Raw genomic sequence first — 19,041 nt, 5'->3', positions numbered from 1 at the left:
GCAGGCCTCAGGGAGCCGGTGCCGGGGTCGGCGCGCTGAGGTCGGTGGCCGAGCTGTGCGGGGCGCCGAGGGCGAGCAGGACGGCGGCCATCGCGAATGTCGCGAGCTCCCCCCGTCGCCCGGATTGCTGCGGCGCTTCAGGGCGGGCGTCCGAGGCGAGCTCCGGCGGCTCCTGCCGCTGTTCCGGGACGACGATCCAGTGCTTGGGTGCTCCGGACCAGCTCGAGTAGGGGTCGCACATCGCCGCTGTTCTCCTCCGCGCGGACGGGCGGCGACAGCCGCCCGATTCCTACTCGCACCGCGCGAGACCGATGTGACGTGGAGGTTTCGCGGCCACCCGAACGGCTGATCGGTCAGGGGCGACGTGCTCGCGCGTCGCACTCGACACGCGGCTGGGCCCCGGTGGCGGGCGCGCGCAGCGCAGCCGCCGGACGTCCGCGCCACCGCACCGCCTCGCGGCCGGGCACACCGGCACGGGAGAGCGCGAACAGGGCGAGCTCCCGGTGTGCCGGCTCCTCCACCCGCTGGAGGTAGCGCATGATCTCCTGCGCCGCGGCCCGTCCGCTGCGGGCGCGTACCCAGGCCGTCAGCTCGGCGTCGACGACCTCGGGGCGCAGGCCCGTGCAGCGCACGCAGACGTACTCGATGTCCTCGTCGGCCATCTCGCCGGCGAGCGGTGCGTGCACTCCCTGGTCGGTGAGCATTTCCTGCACGGCCCAGAGGCCGATCGGGGTCAGCGAGACCAGCGTGGGGTCCGGGTCGTCACGGCCCGCGAGCTCGATCAGCTCGTCCTGGTTCTCACCGTCGAGGCTCTCGGACAGGTGCACGGCGCCGAGCAGCTCCAGCGCGTCGAGCAGGGCCGTGACGTCGCGGCGCCACAGCCGGTGCTCGACGTCGCCTGCCAGGTCGTCGACGACGCATCCCATCCGCTCGTTGACGGTGTCGCGCACGACGCGGTGGAACAGCTCCACCGGGATGGGGTCCCCGCCGGCGGAGTAGAGCTGGAACAGCAGGATCGGGAAGGCCTCCCCGAGGCTCATCCCGAAGAGCGACGGCGCGCCGAACACGTTGCTGCCGCCGAAGTGCTCGCCGATGCCTCCCACGGCCTCGAACGCCCGCCGCCACAGCTCGATCGGCCGGCTGAGGATCGGAGCCGCGCTCTTGACCTGCAGCAGCCGTCCGCGCACCACACGCACGAGCCGCGCCTGCCTGGCCCAGTGCAGCAGGAGGCTGATCTCCGGGAGGTCGTCGCTGGTACGGGCGTGGTCGCGGCTGAAGTGGTCGAGGTCGAGGGCGTCGGCCACCGCGCGGGCGTCGGAGAGCAGGAGCCTGCCCTCCCGCGTGACCGCGCGTCCGGCCCGCACCCACCGCGTGAACGCGCGCAGCCGGGAGACCGCGACGCTGGAGTCGGCGGCCGCCAGCATCTGCGCGGCGCTGGGCAGGAGCACGGGCGCCAGCTCGGGCCGCGTGGGTTCGGTGGTCTCGTTCTCCTGGCGGCGCCGGATCTCGTCGAGCGCATCCCGGTTGATCTCCAGCTCCCCGGCGTGCACCTGCGACAGGAACCGGGCGACGGCGGCGGGGTCGGCCGTCGCGACGCCGTGGCGCAGCATCTGCACCGCCCAGAACGTGCCGAGGTCGTGGTTGCGCTCGTCGTCGAGGGCGTCGTGCAGGGCCGGCGTCGAGTCGGAGACCTGCGCGTGCAGCTCGGCGGGCGCGTCGGAGCGGGAGTCGAGCCAGTCGTGGTCGGCGAGGAAGCCGATCAGGGCGTGCAGCGCGGTGGGGACGGCGTCGCGATCGTCCTCGAGCAGCGCGACCGTGCGCGGGAACCACACGGCCAGCGCATCGGCGACGTGCTCGCGCGTCCAGTGGCCGAGGCGGCCGTCGACGCTGTGCTTGTGGTCGAGCGCCGCGGCCACGAGTGACGGTTCCACCTCGATGCCGCGTCGGCGAGCCCAGGCGACGATGTGCAGGCGCAGGCGGTCGCGGACGGCCGAGTACTCCTCATGATCGTCGGAGCGGAAGACGAGACGCACTCCGCCCACCCTGTCAGCAGCCTCCGAACGGACTACACCCGGGGCGCCGCCAACGTTGTTGCGCGGGGTGCTAGCCCCGCCGGTCTTGCCGCTTCGTCGCCGTTCACCCTATCCTCGGAAAGCGCTTACACGCGCGTCGACCGACACCGGGCCGTTCACCGCCGAAGCCCGGAGAGAGCAGGTAGAGCCCATGTCAGGACCCACCGTCCGCATCGTCATGAACGGCGTGACCGGGCGGATGGGCTACCGCCAGCACCTCGTCCGGTCCGTGCTCGCGATCCGTGACGAGGGCGGGGTGCTGCGTCCCGACGGCACCCGCCTCCAGGTCGAGCCGGTGCTCGTGGGTCGCAGCCGCGACAAGCTGGCCGACATCGCCCGCCGCCACGACATCGACCTGTTCCACACCGATCTCGACGCCGCTCTCGCCGAGGACGGAGCGTCGATCTACTTCGACGCCCAGGTCACGAGCGAGCACAAGAAGGCGATCCTGCGGGCGATCGCCGCGGGCAAGCACGTCTTCACGGAGAAGCCGCTCGCCGAGTCGGTGGACGAGGGCATGGAGCTCGTCGAGGCGGCCCGCGCCGCCGGGATCGTCGACGGAGTGGTGCACGACAAGATCTATCTGCCCGGCCTGATCAAACTGAAGCGGCTGATCGACGCCGGGTTCTTCGGCCGGATCCTGTCGGTGCGCGGGGAGTTCGGCTACTGGGTGTTCGAGGGCGACATGTTGCCCGCACAGCGGCCGAGCTGGAACTACCGCGCCGAGGACGGCGGCGGCATCACGCTCGACATGTACTGCCACTGGAGCTACGTGCTCGAGCATCTGTTCGGCGGCGTCGAGGCCGTGATGACCAGGTCCGTCACGCACATCCCGCACCGCTTCGACGAGCAGGGCAACCGTTACGAGGCCACCGCCGACGACGCCGCCTACGGAATCTTCGAGCTGGCTGGCGGCGTCATCGCCCAGATCAACTCGTCGTGGGCGGTGCGGGTGGACCGCAAGGAGCTCGTCGAGTTCCAGGTGGACGGCACCCACGGCTCGGCGGTGGCGGGTCTGTTCGGGTGCCGCATCCAGCACCGGGTGCGCACGCCCAAGCCGGTGTGGAACCCCGATGTGCCGACCGACCAGGACTTCCGCGCCCAGTGGGAGGAGGTGCCCGACAACCAGGAGTTCACCAACGGCTTCCGCGCCCAGTGGGAGCGCTTCCTCCTCGACGCCGACGCGGGACGGCCCCATCCCTACGACTTCATGAGCGGAGTGCGCGGTCTGCGACTGGTGGCCGCGGCGCTGAAGTCCTCGGCCGAGGGCGTGCGCGTCGAGCTGCCGGGAGCGTCGGCATGACGCAGGTCGCCCCGCGCATCGGCCGGCGGATCGACCTACCGGTCGCCGGGGGCGGCTGGCGCACCGTCGAGCTCGCCGAACCCCGGCAGTGGGCCGAGCACCCCGGGCCCTACCGCAGCCGGGTGGCCTTCGCCGCCGCTCACGTCGCCGCCGACCCGTGGGGCGAGAACGTCCCCGGTGCTCCCGCCGCGGTCGACTGGGACGCCACGCTCGCGTTCCGCCGCCACCTCTTCTCCTACGGCCTCGGCGTCGCCGAGGCGATGGACACCGCGCAGCGCAACATGGGCCTCGACTGGGTGGCCGTCCAGGAGTTGGTGCGCCGCAGCGCCGAGCAGGCGAGGACCGACGGCGCCCGGATCGCGGCGGGAGCAGGCACCGACCACCGCACCGACCTCACCTCGATCGACGGCGTCATCGCCGCGTACAGCGAGCAGGTCGAGTTCGTGGAGGGAACCGGCGCCCAGGTGATCCTGATGGCCTCGCGCCAGCTGGCTGCGCTCGCGTCCGGCCCGGACGACTACCTGCGCGTCTACGACGAGCTGCTGCGTCAGGTCAGGGAACCGGTGATCCTGCACTGGCTCGGCGAGGCCTTCGACCCGCAGCTGCGCGGCTACTGGGGCTCCACCGACATCCCGGCGGCGACGGCGACGTTCCTGCAGCTCGTCGAATCGCATGCGGCGAAGGTCGACGGCGTGAAGGTGTCGCTGCTCTCGGCAGAGCACGAGATCGGCTTGCGCGCCGCGCTCCCGGCGGGTGTGCGCCTCTACACCGGCGACGACTTCAACTACCCGGAGCTGATCCGCGGCGACGGCACCCACCATTCGGATGCGCTGCTGGGCGCGTTCTCCGCCATCGCCCCGGCGGCGTCGGCCGCACTGGCGGCACTCGACGACGGCGACGTCCACCGCTACGACGCGGAGCTGGCCCCCACTCTCGCGCTGTCGCGGCACGTGTTCGCAGCGCCGACCTTCTACTACAAAACAGGCATCGCCTTCCTGGCCTGGCTCTGCGGCCACCAGCCCGGGTTCACGATGGTCGGCGGTCTGCAGTCGGCGCGGTCGATCGTGCATCTCGCGGAGGCGTTTGCGCTGGCCAACGACGCGCGGTTGGTCCCGGACCCGGAACGCGCCGCCGAGAAGTTCCGCGGGCTGCTCGCAGTGGCCGGGGCGACGCGGTGACGGCCGTCCTCGACGTTCCCAGCGGCGCGCCCGCGCGTATCGGCACGCCCGAGCCGGGGGACCCACGCCTCGCACGGCTGTCGCTCAACCAGCGCACCACCGCACACTGGAGCCTGCGCGAGGCGGTCGACGGCGCAGTGGCAGCAGGCCTACCTGCGATCGGGCTCTGGCGGGAGCCGGTGGCCGAGGTCGGGGTCGACACCGCCCGCCGCTGGGTGGACGACGCGGGCCTGCGCGTCTCGTCGCTGTGCCGCGGTGGGTTCTTCACCGCGTCCGACCCGGCGGCCCGCGCCACCGCCCACGAGGACAACCTGCGCGCGATCGACGAGGCCGCGGCGCTCGGCACCCGGGCGCTGGTGCTCGTCCCCGGTGGCCTGCCGGCGGGCGACAAGGACCTCACCGGGGCCAGAGCGCGGGCGGCCGAGGCGATCGCGGCGCTGGTGCCGCACGCCGTCGAGCGGGGAGTCACGCTCGGCATCGAGCCGATGAACCCGATCTACGCGGCCGACCGCGGGGTCGTCTCCACCCTGGCGCAGGCACTGGAGATCGCCGAGTCGTTCGCTCCGCACGAGGTCGGCGTGATCGCCGACACCTTCCACCTCTGGTGGGAGCCGGGGGTGCACGCCCGGATCGCCGCGGCGGGTGAACGGATCCTGAGCTACCAGATCTGCGACTGGATCACCCCGCTCCCGGCCGACACGCTGCTCGCGCGCGGGATGATGGGTGACGGCCACGTCGACTTCCCCGCCTTCACGAAGGCGGTTGCGGCATCGGGCTACACGGGCGACGTCGAGGTGGAGATCTTCCACGCCGACGTCTGGGCCGCGCCGGGGGACCAGGTGCTCGCCACCCTCGCGCGCCGCTACGTCGAACTGGTGGAGCCCTACCTCTGAGCCGGTGTGTCTGCTGGAGACTCAGTCACCGCTGCGACGCAGCGGTTTCCGCGCCACGTAGACCACGGCGGGCGGCAGGTTCCTCCACACCGCCGGAGTGATCGTCACCTCGCCGAAGTGCGCGCGCAGGTCGGCGAGCTGCCGCCGGGCGGGAGGTGCCCAGCGCGTCCAGGTGTAGGCGAACTGGGTGAAGACGCCGCCGGGTGCGAGCGCGTCGGTGATCACGGCGTGCAGGCCGCGCCCGTCCGGGCCGGGGGAGTAGGCCACCCACGGCAGCCCGCTCACCACCCCGTCGACGGCCGTGATCCCCCGGTCGGCGAGCAGTGCGGGCAGCTCACGGGCGTCGCCGAGCACCACGTCGACCTCGGGGTGGCGCTCCCTGAGCAGCTGCGCCCAACCCGGGTTGAGCTCCACGGCGATGTGCCGGACCCGACCGCCGGTGCGTTCCTGGATGGCGCGGGTGAACGCGCCGGTGCCCGGGCCGAGCTCGACGACCACGGGGTCGCCGGTGGTGGCCAGAGGCGCCGTCATCCCGGCGGCGAGCGCCGCCGAACTGGGGGCGACAGCCGCGGTGTTGAGGGGGTGACGGACGAACTCGCGCAGGAACAGGCCGGTGTCTGCCCACGGCGACCGCGACATGATCAGCACCGTAGCGGGGTACCGCCTCGGAGCCGCGCGCCGGTACCGTCGAGGTGATGGCTGTCACCTGAGGGGGTACTCGTGCATCCGCACCGACTGCAGCAGCTCGTCGCATCCGTTCCGGACAACATCACTTCGGAGCAGCGCGCCCGTCTGCTCGCCCACGTGCAGACCTCGGACGGCTGCCGTGCCCGCGCGGCCCGGGTACGCCACGAGCTGAGCCAGGCCCTCGACGGCGGCGACTGCGGCGTGGACCGTGCGCTCGACCTGGCCTGCGAGCTCGACACCCTCGATCGTGTCCAGGAGCGGGTGGACGGGTGGCTCGGCGTGCTCGTGGACGAGCTGACCCATACGCCGCGCGTCGTGCGCTACGACGACGGCGTGCCGGCCTGACGGTTACTCCCTGAGCTGATCCTCCGAGGGCGAAACCGGGCAGGACGGCGCCGTCAGCGGTCCTACGGTCGCCCGATGGACCTCCTCGAGCTGGCACCCCGACTACACCTGCTGCGCTTCTCGGTGGGCCAGGCCTACCTGTGGCAGGACGGCGACGACCTGACGTTGATCGACACAGGACCTGCCGGTTCCGCACCGGCCATCGCCGCCGCGGTCCAGGGGCTCGGCACGCTGCGGCGGGTGGTGCTCACCCACTTCCACGACGACCACACCGGCTCCGCTGCCGAGATCGGATCATGGCCCGGCGTCACCGTGCTCGCCCACGGTGCCGACGCGCCGATCATCCGCGGGGAACGGCCAGGGCCGCCCCCCGACTTCAGCGAGGCCGAGCGCGAGCTGCACGCCCGTGTCGCGCACGGCCTGCCACCCGCCCCGCCTGCCCGCGTCGACGTCGAGCTGCACGGCGGGGAGGACCTCGACATCGGTGCGGGCGCCCGGATGCTGCACGTGCCCGGCCACACCGACGGCAGCATCGCCCTGCACCTCGCCGACCGGGTGCTGTTCACCGGCGACGTGATCGCGGAGCACGGCGGAGAGCTGATGCTCGGCCCGTTCAACCTCGACCGCGACCGTGCCGCAGCGTCGATGCGCAGGCTGGCCGCCCTGGACGTCGATATCGCGTGCTTCGGGCACGGTGACGCGCTGGTCGGCGGGGCAGGTGAGCGGCTGCGTCACCTGCATGGGTGAGGATGGGGGCAGGTGACCCCTACGGAGAGGTAGCGACGTGCGTTCGGTGCAGGTGGTGCGGTTGGACGGCCCGGCGGCGGTCGAGGTGCGGGACGTCCCGGAGCCTCAGCGACGGGCCGACGAGGTGCTGATCGAGGTGCGTGCCGCCGGCGTGAACTTTCCGGACGTGCTGCAGAGCAAGGGCCTCTACCAGTACAGGCCCGATCTCCCGTTCGTCCTCGGTTCCGAGGTGGCAGGCGTCGTGCGGGAGGCGCCCGACGGCTCGCCGCTGCAGCCGGGACAGCGGGTCGTCGCCTTCGCCGGCACCGGCGCCTTCGCCGAGGTCGTGGCGGTGAACGCCGACCACGTCCTGCCCCTGCCCGACGAGGTGTCCTTCGCCGCGGGCGCGTGCCTGCCGATGAACTACCTGACCGCACACTTCGCGCTGCTCGTGCGCGGCCACCTGCAAGCGGGCCAGACGGTGCTCGTGCACGGGGCGGCCGGTGGGGTCGGCACGGCGTGCATCCAGCTCGCGGCGGCACTGGGCGCCCGGGTGGTGGCGGTGGTCTCCACCACCGAGAAGGCCGAGGTGGCCCGCGCCGCAGGCGCCCACGAGACGGTGCTCGCCGACGGGTTCCGCGACGCCGTGAAGAGCCTCACCGCGGGTGCGGGCGTCGACCTCGTGGTCGACCCGGTCGGTGGCGACCGCTTCACCGACTCGCTGCGTTGCCTCGCGCCGGCGGGCAGGCTGCTCGTCATCGGCTTCACCGCGGGCGAGATCCCGACGGTGCGCGTGAACCGGCTGCTGCTCAACAACATCGACGTCGTCGGCGTCGGCTGGGGTGCCTACGCGCTCGCCCGGCCCGGTTACCTCGCCGAGCAGTGGGCCGAACTGGAGCCGCACCTGCGATCGGGTGCCCTCGATCCCGTGATCTCCGAGACCTTCCCGTTGGTGCAAGCGGCGGATGCCCTGGCCCGGATCGACGAGCGCAAGGTCACCGGCAAGGTCGTGCTCGAGACGTCCTGAGTGCGCGGCCGCGAGACCACCTCCGGCCCGCGGCCGCTCCACCGGTCAGGTGCGCTCGGGTGGGGTGGCGCCGCCGGTGGCCCCGTTGCTGCCGCCCGCGTCCTCGACCGACCCGTGCATTTCCGGGTGCGGTTTCACCGAGACCACGAACCCGTCGCGGTAGTGCTTCGTGCCGTAGTCGACCGCCTGCTCGACGACGGCCACGGAGCGCCGGTCGCGCAGCATGAGCGCATCGTGGCGCAGGTCCTTCGCCAGCGCCACGCACAGCACCACCATCACCACGGCGAACGGCGCGGCCATGATGATCGTGATGTTCTGGATGCCGGTGAGCGCCTCGCCCTCGTCGCCCACGAGCAGCATGATGATCGCGATCGCACCCATCACGACGCCCCAGAACACCACAACCCAGCGGGCGGGGGCGATCGAGCCGCGCTGCGAGAGGGTGCCCATCACCACAGCTGCGGCGTCGGCACCGGACACGAAGAAGATCGCGATCAGCACCATCGCGATGATGCTGAGCACGTTGCCGAGCGGCAGCGTGTCGAGCAGCCCGAACAGTTGGGCCTCGGTGGGCTGGGAGGCGAGGTCGGTGCCGCTGCGCTGCAGGTTGATCGCCGCGCCGCCGAAGATCGCGAACCAGAGCAGGCTCACGAGGCTCGGGATGAGGATGACGCCCGTGATGAACTGCTTGATCGTGCGACCGCGGCTGATCCGGGCGATGAACATGCCGACGAAGGGGGTCCAGGAGATCCACCAGGCCCAGTAGAAGACCGTCCAGCCGGCCAGCCATTCGGCAGTGGCGTCGCCCCCCGTGGCGGCGGTGCGGGCAGCCATCTGCGAGAGGTTGCCGAGGTAGTCGCCGATGGCAGTCGGGATCAGGTTGAGGATCAGGATGGTCGGCCCGGCGACGAACACGACGATCGCCAGCACCGCGGCGAGCACCATGTTGATGTTCGAGAGCCACTGGATGCCCTTGGCGACCCCGGTGACGGCCGAGCAGATGAACGCGATGGTGAGCACCGCGATGATCGCCACCAGCAGCAGGTCGCCCAGCGGCGGCAGCCCGTAGGCCTGCAGGCCACCACCGAGTTGCAGCGTGCCGAGCCCGAGTGACGCCGCGGAGCCGAAGAGCGTGGCGAAGATCGCGAGGATGTCGATCGCCCTGCCGAACGTGCCCTCGCTGCGCCGCTCGCCCAGGAGAGGCGCGAAGGCCGAGCTGATCAGCTGGCGGCGACCCTTGCGGAACGTGCTGTACGCGATCGCGAGCCCGACCACCGCGTAGATCGCCCACGGGTGCAGCGTCCAGTGGAAGAGCGTGGTGGCCATCGCCACGTCCAGCGCCTCGGCCGAGTCCGCGGGCACGGTGCCCGGCGGCGGGCTCGTGAAGTGGGCGAGCGGCTCGCTGACGCCGTAGAACATGAGGCCGATGCCCATTCCGGCGCTGAACATCATCGCGACCCACGAGACGGTGCGGAACTCGGGCTTCTCGCCGTCGCGGCCCAGCGGGATCTTCCCGTACCGGCTGACCGCCAGCCACAGCGCGAACACCACGAAGCCGCTCGCGGCCAGTACGAACGCCCATCCGCCCGCGTTCATGACGCCGGCGAGCACCGCGGCGGCGACCGCGCTCAGCGTGTGGGTGGACAGGGTGCCCCAGGCGATGAATGCGACGACGAGCGCCGCAGCCACGCCGAAGACCCACCAGTCCACCGGCTGGCGCTGCTCGGCCGAACCTCCGGGCGAGGCCGTAGCCGGCGGGGTGGGATCACTACCCCTGGGTGTCTCGCTACTCCTGGGTGTCTCCGAAACGGTCATGGTCTGCGGCCCCGCTGGGCGGGGCATCCCCCTCACGTGCGGATGAAGCGGATGAACGGGCGACGTTCGCGGATGGGCCACATTGCGTCCCCGACGTGGCGCCGTCAACTTGAGTGCGGACTACCGCAACCTTCTCGTTGCCTGGAAGGCGGGAACGTGAAACCTGCCGGTCAGGCGAAACGGCCCCACCCGTGCCAGGTCTCGATCTCGAGCACGCCGGTGACGCGGGGCCGGTCCCGTTGCGGGTACGGCTTGCCGATGTAGTGCTGGGCGATCTCGTCGATGTCGCGCAGATCGGGATCGTCGTGCAGGGTCAGCCTGCCCTGCAGGCTGACGTGGCTGCCCCAGTCGTCGCCGTCGAGCACCGTGATCGACACGCGGGGGTCGCGGCGGATGTGGTCGAGGCGACGGCGCTGCGCGTCCATGTTCACCAGGAGCTCTCCGTCGCGGAAGAGGTACCAGGTGGCCACGGTGACCGGTGCCCCGTCGCTGCGCACGGTGCCGATCACCGCAGGGTTGGCCCGGTGCAGCATCTCGACGATCTCGGGTGCCAGCTCGCGTTTCGGTTTGCTCATGGCGTGATCGTCACCCATCACCGCCGCGTGCGCAGTGCCAGGTCGAGCGGGTTGTGGCTCGCCGCGGAACTACCTCACTGCGGCCCCGATTGCCCGGAGCGCTGCTGCTCGGCGACACGCTGCAGCAGCGGGGAGAGGCGGTGTTCCACGAGCGTGCGCATCACGAGGGAGGTGTTGGTGCGCTCGACCCCCTCCGTGGCGAGCAACTGGCCGGCGATGCGGTACAGGTCGTCGGCGTCGCGGGCGACGACCTGGACCAGCAGGTCGGCCGGTCCGGACAGCCCGAGCACCTCCACCACCTCCGGCACCTCGGAGAGCGCTGCTGCCACCTCGTCGAGCCGGCGCTGCACGACCTGCACCGTGACGAAGGCGGTGAGCGGGTAGCCGAGCGCGGCTGGGTCGATCCGGCGCTCGAACGACCTGACCGCGCCCCGCGCCTCGAGCCCCGACAGCCGGGCCTGCACCGTGTTGCGGGATAGCCCGAGCCGCTCCGCCAGCGCGAGCACCGACGCCCGTGGGCTCTCGTCGAGCGCGAGCAGCAATCGCGCGTCGGTGGCGTCGACACCCTCCGCGTTGCGCATTCTGCCCGCTCCTTTCCCACGCTGATCGTTTGTTCTTGAGCAGTCTGCTCAATCATGCCGCCATCAGTTGTGCAGTCATCGTGGTGATGGTGCAGTTGAGCGGCAACTTTGGTCAGGAGGGCGTGATGACGAGCATTGAGGACCGGACGGGCGTCGCCGGGGGTGCGTCCGGAGCCGATCCGTCGGAGGTGCTGCGCGAGATCGAGCAGCGCGTGCTCTGGCTCGCCACCGCGATCGTGCACCACGCCAACCGCGTGCGCCCGAATCCGAGTGGGCTGAAGGTGGGCGGACACCAGGCGTCGAGTGCGTCGATGGTGACGATCATGACGGCGCTCTGGTTCGAGCACCTGCGCAGCGGCGACCGGGTGTCGGTGAAGCCGCACGCCTCGCCGGTGCTGCACGCGATCAACTACCTGCTCGGGGAGCTCGACGAGCGCTACCTGACCACCCTGCGCGAGTACGGCGGACTGCAGAGCTACCCGAGCCGCTCCAAGGACCCCGACCCCGTGGACTACTCCACCGGTTCGGTCGGCATCGGCGCGACCGCCCCGATCTGGGGGGCCCTCGCCCGCCGGTACGTCACCTCCCTCGGAGCCGACCCGGGGACGGGTCGCCAGTACTCCCTGGTGGGGGACGCCGAGCTCGACGAGGGCGCCTGCTGGGAGGCGATCCTCGACCCCATGGTGGCCGAGCTGGGCGAGGTGGTGTGGATCGTCGACCTCAACCGGCAGTCGCTCGACCGCGTGGTGCCCAACATCGGGACCCCCCGGCTGCAGGGCATGTTCGACGCCGCCGGCTGGCAGGTGCTCACCGTGAAGTACGGGCGGCTGCTCGAGAAGCTCTTCACCCGGCCCGGCGGCCCTGCCCTGCGGCGCCGGATCGACGAGATGCCGAACCCGGAGTACCAGCGTCTGCTGCGCTGCACCCCCGCCCAGCTGCGCGAGCGACTGCCCGGCGACGACGCGGAGCTGGCCGGGCTCGTGGCCGAACTCGACGACGCGACACTGCACGCCGCCATCCGCAACCTCGGCGGCCACGACCTCGCCGCACTCGGGGACGCCTTCGCGGAGATCGACGACTCCCGCCCCACGGTGATCTTCGCCTACACGGTGAAGGGCTACGGGCTCGCGAGCGAGGGGCACCCCCAGAACCATTCCTCGTTGCTCACGACCGAGCAGATGGAGCAGCTGGGCGCGGTCGTCGGAGCCTCCGTGGACGATCCGTGGGCGCGGTTCCCGGCGGGGAGCGCCGCGGCCCGGCTCTGCTCCTCGGTGGGTGCCCGGCTGCGCAGGGAACCGGTGGTGCGGGGCGCCGTGACCGGGATCCCGGCCGACATCGGCCGCACGCCCTCGGGCACCGCCACGACGCAGGCGGCGCTGGGCCGCGCGCTGCTCGACCTCACCCGCTCCGCACCGGAGGCCGCCCGGCGGGTGGTGACCCTCTGCCCGGACGTCAGCTCGTCGACGAACCTCGGCGGCTGGGTGAACAAGGTGGGGGTGTGGTCGGCGCGCGAGCGGGTGGACTGGTTCGCCGACGATCCCGAGACGATCCTGCACTGGCGCGAGCGGCCGACCGGTCAGCACCTCGAGCTGGGTATCGCCGAGACGAACCTCGTGGGGTTGCTGGGGGAGCTGGGCGCCACCTGGAGCCGCTGGGGTGAGCCGCTGCTGCCGATCGGCGTGCTCTACGACCCGTTCGTGGAGCGCGCGCTCGAACCGTGGTCGTTCGGGATCTACGCGGGCGGCCAGTCGATCCTCGTCGGTACGCCGTCGGGGGTGTCGCTCGCGCCGGAGGGCGGGGCGCACCAGTCGATCAGCACGCCGTCGGTGGGGCTGGAGCAGCCCGGCTGCATCAGCTACGACCCCGCCTTCGCCATCGACGTGGAGTGGACGCTGCTGGCGTCGCTGGCCCGGCTCGGCCGCCCCGACGGGACCTCGGCCTACCTGCGCCTCTCCACCCGTCCGGTGGACCAGACGCTCGCCGCGGTGCCCACCGACCCCGCCGCCAGGGAGCGCCGCCGGCGCCAGGTGGTGGCCGGTGCGTACCCGCTGCGCCGGGCCACGCAGGACGGGCGGGCCGTGGCTCCCGCGTTGACCATCGCCGCGATGGGTGCGGTGGTGCCGGAGGCACTGGCCGCGGCCGAGCGGCTGGAGGGGCTGGGCACACCCACCGACGTGGTCTGCGTGACCAGCGCCGGGCTGCTGTTCGACGCGCAGCAGGCACGCGGCGGACGCGGGGACGCGGAGACCTGGATTCTCGACGCCGCATTCCCGGCCCACCGCGCGACGCCGCTGGTGACCGTGCTGGACGGGCACCCCCACACGCTGGCCTTCCTGGCGGGGATCAACCAGGTGCGGGCCGCCCACCTGGGGGTGTCGCGGTTCGGGCAGTCCGGCGATCTCGACGACGTCTACCGCCACCACGGCCTGGACGCGGGCACCATCGTGAGTGCGGGGCTCGACCTGACCGCCTGAGCCGTCCCGGTACGCGAGCCTCATCTCGCCCGCCGGCCCAGCACGGGCTGGCCGCCTTGGCGTGCACGGAAGCCCTCGTCCCACGGCCAGTGGTCGTGGTCGTCGGCCCACACCACTTGCAGCGCGCGCACTGCGGCGCCGTAGAGGGCCTGGGCCATGGCCAGGTGGATCTCGGGATGGTCGACCTCGACGAACTCGACGAGCGGCCCGCTGACGAGCCGAACCTGATCACCCGGCGGCGGCGCGGTGGCGTGCACCAGGTGCGCCGCGACGCCGTCGAGCAGCGCTGCGGCCCGGGCCGCAGGCAGCCCGGTGGTGACGAGCTCCGGGCGCTGGTGGGACGTGAGCCCCACGGTGTACGACCACGGGGGCCTGCCGCGCTCGCCGCGCACGCCCTGCACCACCCAGCAGTGCTTCCGGACCAGCCGGGCCATGCGCGCCAGGTACTCCTCGGGGGTGAGGGCGGGGTCGTCGCACTTCCAGCACATCGGTTCCTCCTCGGTCGGTCGACTCCGACCGGGCAACCGTGACCGTCGCCACCGACGGCGACGGGCCTGCGCGGCGCGCTGCCGAGGAGTTGTCCACAGGGCGGTTCAGCTGGACTGGGCGCCTCCCCGTCCCTCGTCGCCCTCCCCGTTGTCGCCGCCCCTGTCGCTGTCCTTGTCGTCGTGGCCGGCCAGGAACCGCTCCACCTCGGCGGCGAGCTCGTCGGCGCTGGGCAGCTCGCCCGAGAGGCCGAGACTCGATCGGTCGCCGCGGCCGGTGGACACCGTGTCGTACTGCCGCTCCAGAGCCTGGACGACCTGGCGCACCTCGTCGGAGCCCGCCACCTGCTCGGCGATCTCGGCCTCGGCGAGCTCAGCGGCCTTGGACAGCCCTTCTGTGGGCAGATAGAGCCCAGCGGCGATCCCGATGTGGTCCAGCAGCACCCGGGCGGCCTGCGGGTACTCCGCGCGCGCCAGGTAGTGCGGAACGTGGACGGCGAAACCCATCGCGTCGAGCCCGGCCTCACCGAGGCGGAACTCCATCAGCCCCACCGCGCTGCCGGGGACCTGCGCCGTGGCGAACCACGCCTCGTGCCCCTCGGTGAGCTCGGGCCGCGTGCCGTGGACGGTGACGCCGATCGGACGGGTGTGCGGCACGGCCATCGGGATCGCGGTGAGGTTGATCACCAGGCGCACGCCGAACCGGCGCACGATCTGCTCGACGGCGACGCAGAACCGTTCCCACTGCACATCCGGCTCGGGCCCCGTGAGCAGCAGGTAGTCGGTGTCGCCCGTGTCCTTCAGTGCGACGACGTCGAGCTGCGGCCGTTCGTAGGCGGCCCAGTGGTCGGACTCGAAGCGCAGAGGAGGCCGCCTCGATCGGTAGTCCACGAGCTGGTCGATGTCGAAACGCGCCACCGTCCGTGCCTCACGGTCCGCCAGGATCGCGTCGACGGCCAGCTGTGCCGCGTTCCCCGCGTCGACGAAACCTTCGAGCGCCACGAGTAGCACGGGCTCGTCGACCTCCGGCGCGTCAGCCGCCACCTCGTAGAGCTCAGCCGGGTCCAGCACCGCACACCTCCGGTTCCTCGACGGGGTCCCACCCCGCCCGTTGCAACGTCGCACGGTCCGGGGATCCCCGGCGAGCAAGTCTCCCCCGTGCAACGTGAACTTCCCCGCACAGCATCCCGTTCGGGCATCCGTGCCCGCACCATGAGGAGGAAATGAAACTGCATCATCGCGTCTGGGTGGTCTGGGCTGTCGGTCTGGCCGCGTATCTCGTCGGCGTCATGCATCGCACCTCCTTCGGCGTGGCCGGACTCGACGCGGCTGCCCGCTTCACCGCAGGTCCGGAGGCGCTGTCCGGGTTCGTGGTGCTGCAGTTGCTCGTCTACGCCAGCCTCCAGATACCCGTCGGTGTGCTGCTCGACCGGTTCGGCGCCCGGCGGCTCGTCGTGGCCGGGGCGTTCACGATGGCCGCCGGTCAACTGATGCTCGCGCTCGCCACCGACCTGCCGCTGGCGATCCTCGCGCGCGTGCTGGTGGGCGCGGGCGACGCGCTGACGTTCATCAGCGTGCTCTCCGTGGTCACGGCCTGGTTCCCCGCCCGGCGAGTGCCGCTGATGACGCAGCTCACCGGCTTGATCGGCCAGCTCGGACAGGTGCTGAGCGCCGTGCCGCTCGCCCTGCTGCTGCACGGCTCCGGCTGGACCGCGGCGTTCGCGTCGGCCGCCGGGCTGGGGGTGGCCGTCGCGCTCGCGGCGCTGGCGGTGGTGCGCAACCGGCCGCCGGGTGCTCCCGCGCCGCCACCGGCGGCCTCTCTCCGTGAGGTGGTCGACGGGCTCGTCTCGTCGTGGCGGGAGCCGGGCACCCGGCTCGGGTTGTGGACCCATATGGGCACGCAGTTCTCGGGCACGGTGTTCGCGCTGCTCTGGGGCGTGCCGTACCTGGTGGTGGGCCAGGGGCTCTCGTCCGCCGCGGCGAGCGCGATGCTCGCGCTGCTGGTCGGCGTCGGCATCGTCGCGGGGCCGCTGTTCGGCGAGTTCACCGCCCGGCACCCGCTGCGCCGGTCGTGGCTGGTGCTCGCGGTGATCGGGACGACCGCGGTGATGTGGACGGTCGTGCTGGCGGTGCCGCCGCCGGCTCCGCGATGGCTGCTGGTGCTGCTCGTGTGCGTGCTGGCGCTGGGCGGCCCGGCGTCGATGGTGGGCTTCGACTACGCCCGCACCTTCAATCCCGGGCACCGCCAGGGCGCGGCGGTCGGCATCGTGAACGTCGGCGGGTTCTTCGCGTCGCTGGTCGTGTCGCTCGCGGTGGGTGTGGTGCTCGGGCAGATCGGTCCGGACGGTGGGTACAGCCCCGACGCGTTCCGGGGCGCCTGGATGGTGCAGTACGTGATCTGGGGCCTCGCGCTCGTCGGTGTGCTGGGGGCCCGCCGTCGCGCTCGCCGCAAGCTGGCGGTCGACGGTGTTGTGGTGCCTCCGCTGCGTGAGCTGTTGGCCGCGCGGCGCCGCGCCCGCTGACCGTCCCGACACGCGCCTCACACGCCGGACCCGAGCCCGTCACCCGATAGTGATAATGCTTATCATTCCCGAGTATCGTAAAGTCGATCTTGGGAGGCAGGGTGCGAATCGCGTTCGTCGGCAAGGGCGGTAGTGGGAAGACGACGTCGGCGGCGGTGTTCAGCCGCTACCTGGCCGAGCTCGGCCGTCCGGTCGTCGCGATCGACGCCGACATCAACCAGCATCTGGGCGCGGCTCTCGGTGACGACGGGCCGCCACCGCGCGCGCTCGGCTCCGACCTGGTGTGGCTCAAGGACCACCTGCGCGGCACCAACCCGCTCATCCCCTCCGCCGACATGATGATCAAGACGACCCCGCCCGGGCCGGGTTCGCGGCTGCTCGACCTGGCGACGGACGGCGAGCTGCTCCAGCGGTACTCGGCCGTCGCGGGCGGCGTGCGCTACCTCGTCACCGGCGAGTTCGACGAGGCCGACGTGGGCGTCTCCTGCTACCACTCGAAGACGGGCGCGGTGGAGCTCTACCTCAACCACCTCGTCGACGGCCCGGGTGAGTACGTGGTGGTCGACATGACGGCGGGCGCCGATGCCTTCGCGTCCGGCCTCTTCACCCGCTTCGACCTGACGGTGCTGGTGAGCGAGCCGACCAAGCGCGGTATCGGGGTCTACCGGCAGTACGCCGAGCACGCCGCCGGTCACGGCGTGGCGCTTCGGGTGGTCGGCAACAAGGTGGCGGACCCGGATGACGTCGACTACCTGCGTGAGCACGCGGGTGACGCCCTGCTCGGATGGTTCGGCCAGTCGGCGTGGGTGCGGGCGGCCGAGCGCGGTGAGCCCGCACCGATCACCGCCCTCGAGCCGGCCAACCTCGCGGTGCTCGACACCGTGCTCTCCACGCTGGACGACCAGCGACGCGACTGGGCGGCCTACCACCGGGGCACCGTGGAGTTCCACCTGCGCAACGCCGCCGCCTGGGCCAACCGTGCGGTCGGTGCCGACCTCGCCGCACAGGTCGACCCGGAGTTCGTCCCCGGGCCGGTCACGGTCCGGGCCGCAAGTGTGTGACCGAACGATCCGTCTGCATTCAGGAGGTTCCGTGTCTCTCGACGTCCCCGCCCACGTGCTGACCGCAGCAGAACGCGGCGAGCTCGACGACGCGCAGTTCGTCGCGGTCGTCCGGGACTCGCTGCCCTATGCCTGGGAGGTGGTCACCGCGGCCGCCGAGGACCGCGCCGCGCGACCTGACGCCCGGTTCGGCGAGCACGAGGTGCCCCCGCCGTCGGAGGGGGAGCGCGGTCAGCTCCTGCGGGCGCTGGCCAGCAACGCGATCCGGGGTGCGCTCGAGCGGCACTTCGGCGTGGTGTTCGCGTTCCAGAACTGCCACCGCGTTGCGGCGTTCGCCCCGGCGGACGTCGACGGTGCGGCGTACCGGGAGTTCATCAGCCCGCGCGGCCAGGTCCTCAACCAGAGCCCGGAGCTGCGGGACTGCTGATCCTGCGGTGGACATGACCGTGCGCGGGCCCCGCGCCCCGGGGGGGCGGGGCCCCCCCCACGTCCCCCTGATTATTCGGCGAGCAGCCGGTAGATCGTCCTGCGTGCCTCGGTCAGTGCCGTGGTGGCTGCCGTGATCTGCTCCGGGTTGCCGGCGGCCATCACCTGCTGGGCTGCGGCATGGAGCTGGCCGAGCTGCTCCCACAGCTCACCCGCCCCGTTGTCGTCGCCGTCGTCGCCGCCCACCGACGCCCAGACCGCGTCCAGTTCGTCGCGGTGCTCCTCGACGTACCGGGTGCCCTCCTCGGTGAGGTGAACGACCCGGCGGCCATCGGCCTGCTCCACGCGGACCAGGCGCTCGTCCTCCAGCTGGGACAAGGTGGGGTAGACCGATCCCGGGCTCGGGCGCCAGGCTCCGCCCGTGCGCTCGCTGATCTCCTGGATGATCTCGTAGCCGTGTCGCGGCTGCTCCGCGACCAGGGCCAGCACGGCGGCGCGGATGTCGCCGCGGGCTGTCCGGCGGCCGCGCCTTCCGTGGTGGTGTCCCGGAAAGCCACGGGGAGGCATGCCCGGGCCGAAGCCCGGGCCGAAGGGGGGTCGGCCACGGCGTTCATGCCGCCTGTGGCCGCGCCGGCCGTGGTGCCCGTGGTCGCCGTCGTCGTCCGGGCCGTCGAACGGCCGTGGCGGCACGATCGCGCCCATCGCAGCGGCCATCGGCCCGGCAGGCGGCATCGGGTGTCCGTGCCCGTGCCCGTGTCCGTGCCCGTGTCCGCGGCCGAAGGGGTTGCCTCGCAGGCCTGCGCCCCCGAAGCCGGGGAAGGGAAGGTTCCACGCGGGGTTCATCGCGTTCATCTCGTGATCTCCTCGAACG

19 protein-coding genes are annotated in these 19,041 nt (G+C 72.1%); 10 read left to right on the top strand and 9 right to left on the bottom strand.

What is annotated here, in order from left to right; translation table 11 throughout:
- Positions 1 to 7 precede the first annotated feature (7 nt).
- Both MMF94_RS10565 and MMF94_RS10560 read right to left on the bottom strand, forming a co-directional pair.
- Positions 8 to 241: a hypothetical protein gene (locus MMF94_RS10565; RefSeq protein WP_241036161.1), complete on the bottom strand. Its 234-nt coding sequence runs from the start codon at positions 239 to 241 to the stop codon at positions 8 to 10.
- Between the two features lie 112 nt (positions 242 to 353).
- Positions 354 to 2,033 (bottom strand): hypothetical protein, encoded by a 1,680-nt coding sequence (locus MMF94_RS10560; protein ID WP_241036160.1) that lies wholly within the window; start codon positions 2,031 to 2,033, stop codon positions 354 to 356.
- 190 nt (positions 2,034 to 2,223) lie between these two features.
- Between MMF94_RS10560 and MMF94_RS10555 the strand changes: the two genes are divergently transcribed.
- The 3 genes from MMF94_RS10555 to MMF94_RS10545 are packed head-to-tail and all read left to right on the top strand — an operon-like array spanning position 2,224 to position 5,446.
- Positions 2,224 to 3,375 (top strand): Gfo/Idh/MocA family protein, encoded by a 1,152-nt coding sequence (locus tag MMF94_RS10555; RefSeq protein WP_241036159.1) that lies wholly within the window; start codon positions 2,224 to 2,226, stop codon positions 3,373 to 3,375.
- Positions 3,372 to 4,553, top strand: coding sequence for a dihydrodipicolinate synthase family protein (locus tag MMF94_RS10550; RefSeq protein WP_241036158.1), 1,182 nt, complete (start codon positions 3,372 to 3,374; stop codon positions 4,551 to 4,553). The genes MMF94_RS10555 and MMF94_RS10550 overlap by 4 nt, the downstream gene beginning before the upstream one ends.
- Positions 4,550 to 5,446, top strand: a complete 897-nt coding sequence (locus MMF94_RS10545) for a sugar phosphate isomerase/epimerase family protein (protein ID WP_241036157.1) — start codon at positions 4,550 to 4,552, stop codon at positions 5,444 to 5,446. Before MMF94_RS10550 ends, MMF94_RS10545 begins: the two co-directional genes overlap by 4 nt.
- 21 nt (positions 5,447 to 5,467) lie before the next feature.
- Here the strand turns inward: MMF94_RS10545 and MMF94_RS10540 are convergent, their stop codons facing one another.
- Positions 5,468 to 6,085, bottom strand: coding sequence for a class I SAM-dependent methyltransferase (locus MMF94_RS10540; protein WP_241036156.1), 618 nt, complete (start codon positions 6,083 to 6,085; stop codon positions 5,468 to 5,470).
- 81 nt (positions 6,086 to 6,166) lie between these two features.
- On the opposite strand from MMF94_RS10540, the gene MMF94_RS10535 reads away from it, so the two are divergent.
- The 3 genes from MMF94_RS10535 (at position 6,167) to MMF94_RS10525 (ending at position 8,231) form a co-directional block, all read left to right on the top strand.
- Entirely contained in the window at positions 6,167 to 6,478 is a 312-nt protein-coding gene (locus tag MMF94_RS10535; RefSeq protein ID WP_241036155.1) for a hypothetical protein, read from the top strand.
- A 75-nt stretch (positions 6,479 to 6,553) separates the two neighbouring features.
- On the top strand, positions 6,554 to 7,225 hold the full coding sequence (locus tag MMF94_RS10530; RefSeq protein ID WP_241036154.1) for an MBL fold metallo-hydrolase: 672 nt from the start codon (positions 6,554 to 6,556) through the stop codon (positions 7,223 to 7,225).
- A gap of 37 nt (positions 7,226 to 7,262) precedes the next feature.
- The gene (locus tag MMF94_RS10525; protein ID WP_241036153.1) at positions 7,263 to 8,231 is read left to right on the top strand and encodes an NADPH:quinone oxidoreductase family protein; all 969 of its coding nucleotides are present in this window, start codon (positions 7,263 to 7,265) and stop codon (positions 8,229 to 8,231) included.
- 45 nt (positions 8,232 to 8,276) lie between these two features.
- On the opposite strand, the gene MMF94_RS10520 is transcribed toward MMF94_RS10525, so the two are convergent.
- The 3 genes from MMF94_RS10520 to MMF94_RS10510 all read right to left on the bottom strand — a co-directional run bounded on the left by MMF94_RS10520 (position 8,277) and on the right by MMF94_RS10510 (position 11,202).
- Positions 8,277 to 9,941, bottom strand: a complete 1,665-nt coding sequence (locus tag MMF94_RS10520) for a BCCT family transporter (RefSeq protein ID WP_241036152.1) — start codon at positions 9,939 to 9,941, stop codon at positions 8,277 to 8,279.
- Between the two features lie 275 nt (positions 9,942 to 10,216).
- Complete coding sequence (locus tag MMF94_RS10515; RefSeq protein ID WP_241036151.1) at positions 10,217 to 10,621, bottom strand: PPOX class F420-dependent oxidoreductase; 405 nt, start codon at positions 10,619 to 10,621, stop codon at positions 10,217 to 10,219.
- Between the two features lie 74 nt (positions 10,622 to 10,695).
- A complete protein-coding gene (locus tag MMF94_RS10510) occupies positions 10,696 to 11,202 on the bottom strand; it encodes an Lrp/AsnC family transcriptional regulator (RefSeq protein WP_241036150.1) in 507 nt (168 codons plus the stop codon).
- A gap of 125 nt (positions 11,203 to 11,327) precedes the next feature.
- On the opposite strand from MMF94_RS10510, the gene MMF94_RS10505 reads away from it, so the two are divergent.
- On the top strand, positions 11,328 to 13,676 hold the full coding sequence (locus MMF94_RS10505; RefSeq protein WP_241036149.1) for a transketolase-like TK C-terminal-containing protein: 2,349 nt from the start codon (positions 11,328 to 11,330) through the stop codon (positions 13,674 to 13,676).
- 20 nt (positions 13,677 to 13,696) lie between these two features.
- On the opposite strand, the gene MMF94_RS10500 is transcribed toward MMF94_RS10505, so the two are convergent.
- Complete coding sequence (locus tag MMF94_RS10500; protein ID WP_241036148.1) at positions 13,697 to 14,164, bottom strand: DUF4262 domain-containing protein; 468 nt, start codon at positions 14,162 to 14,164, stop codon at positions 13,697 to 13,699.
- 105 nt (positions 14,165 to 14,269) lie between these two features.
- Positions 14,270 to 15,232, bottom strand: coding sequence for a PAC2 family protein (locus MMF94_RS10495; protein WP_241036147.1), 963 nt, complete (start codon positions 15,230 to 15,232; stop codon positions 14,270 to 14,272).
- A gap of 152 nt (positions 15,233 to 15,384) precedes the next feature.
- On the opposite strand from MMF94_RS10495, the gene MMF94_RS10490 reads away from it, so the two are divergent.
- From MMF94_RS10490 to MMF94_RS10480, 3 genes are all read left to right on the top strand, one after another.
- A complete protein-coding gene (locus tag MMF94_RS10490; protein WP_241036146.1) occupies positions 15,385 to 16,683 on the top strand; it encodes an MFS transporter in 1,299 nt (432 codons plus the stop codon).
- Between the two features lie 101 nt (positions 16,684 to 16,784).
- On the top strand, positions 16,785 to 17,744 hold the full coding sequence (locus tag MMF94_RS10485; RefSeq protein ID WP_241036145.1) for an ATP-binding protein: 960 nt from the start codon (positions 16,785 to 16,787) through the stop codon (positions 17,742 to 17,744).
- Positions 17,745 to 17,775: 31 nt separating this feature from the next.
- A complete protein-coding gene (locus MMF94_RS10480) occupies positions 17,776 to 18,171 on the top strand; it encodes an SCO5389 family protein (protein ID WP_241036144.1) in 396 nt (131 codons plus the stop codon).
- A gap of 71 nt (positions 18,172 to 18,242) precedes the next feature.
- Here the strand turns inward: MMF94_RS10480 and MMF94_RS10475 are convergent, their stop codons facing one another.
- Positions 18,243 to 19,022: a PadR family transcriptional regulator gene (locus MMF94_RS10475; protein WP_241036143.1), complete on the bottom strand. Its 780-nt coding sequence runs from the start codon at positions 19,020 to 19,022 to the stop codon at positions 18,243 to 18,245.
- Positions 19,023 to 19,041 lie beyond the last annotated feature (19 nt).

It is taken from the genome of Pseudonocardia alaniniphila, from assembly GCF_022524485.1.
Lineage (GTDB): Bacteria > Actinomycetota > Actinomycetes > Mycobacteriales > Pseudonocardiaceae > Pseudonocardia > Pseudonocardia alaniniphila.
Note: the sequence above shows the minus strand (reverse complement) of the source record. Positions and strands in the feature narration are given on the sequence as shown.

Excerpts from the sequence above, each read along its gene's own strand:
- MMF94_RS10550 (WP_241036158.1), top strand. The coding sequence starts at position 3,372 with ATGACGCAGGTCGCCCCGCGCATCGGCCGGCGGATCGACCTACCGGTC.
- MMF94_RS10530 (WP_241036154.1), top strand. The coding sequence starts at position 6,554 with ATGGACCTCCTCGAGCTGGCACCCCGACTACACCTGCTGCGCTTCTCG.
- MMF94_RS10510 (WP_241036150.1), bottom strand. The coding sequence starts at position 11,202 with ATGCGCAACGCGGAGGGTGTCGACGCCACCGACGCGCGATTGCTGCTC.
- MMF94_RS10515 (WP_241036151.1), bottom strand. The coding sequence starts at position 10,621 with ATGAGCAAACCGAAACGCGAGCTGGCACCCGAGATCGTCGAGATGCTG.
- MMF94_RS10490 (WP_241036146.1), top strand. The coding sequence starts at position 15,385 with ATGAAACTGCATCATCGCGTCTGGGTGGTCTGGGCTGTCGGTCTGGCC.
- MMF94_RS10555 (WP_241036159.1), top strand. The coding sequence starts at position 2,224 with ATGTCAGGACCCACCGTCCGCATCGTCATGAACGGCGTGACCGGGCGG.
- MMF94_RS10540 (WP_241036156.1), bottom strand. The coding sequence starts at position 6,085 with ATGTCGCGGTCGCCGTGGGCAGACACCGGCCTGTTCCTGCGCGAGTTC.
- MMF94_RS10565 (WP_241036161.1), bottom strand. The coding sequence starts at position 241 with ATGTGCGACCCCTACTCGAGCTGGTCCGGAGCACCCAAGCACTGGATC.
- MMF94_RS10500 (WP_241036148.1), bottom strand. The coding sequence starts at position 14,164 with ATGTGCTGGAAGTGCGACGACCCCGCCCTCACCCCCGAGGAGTACCTG.
- MMF94_RS10505 (WP_241036149.1), top strand. The coding sequence starts at position 11,328 with ATGACGAGCATTGAGGACCGGACGGGCGTCGCCGGGGGTGCGTCCGGA.
- MMF94_RS10475 (WP_241036143.1), bottom strand. The coding sequence starts at position 19,022 with ATGAACGCGATGAACCCCGCGTGGAACCTTCCCTTCCCCGGCTTCGGG.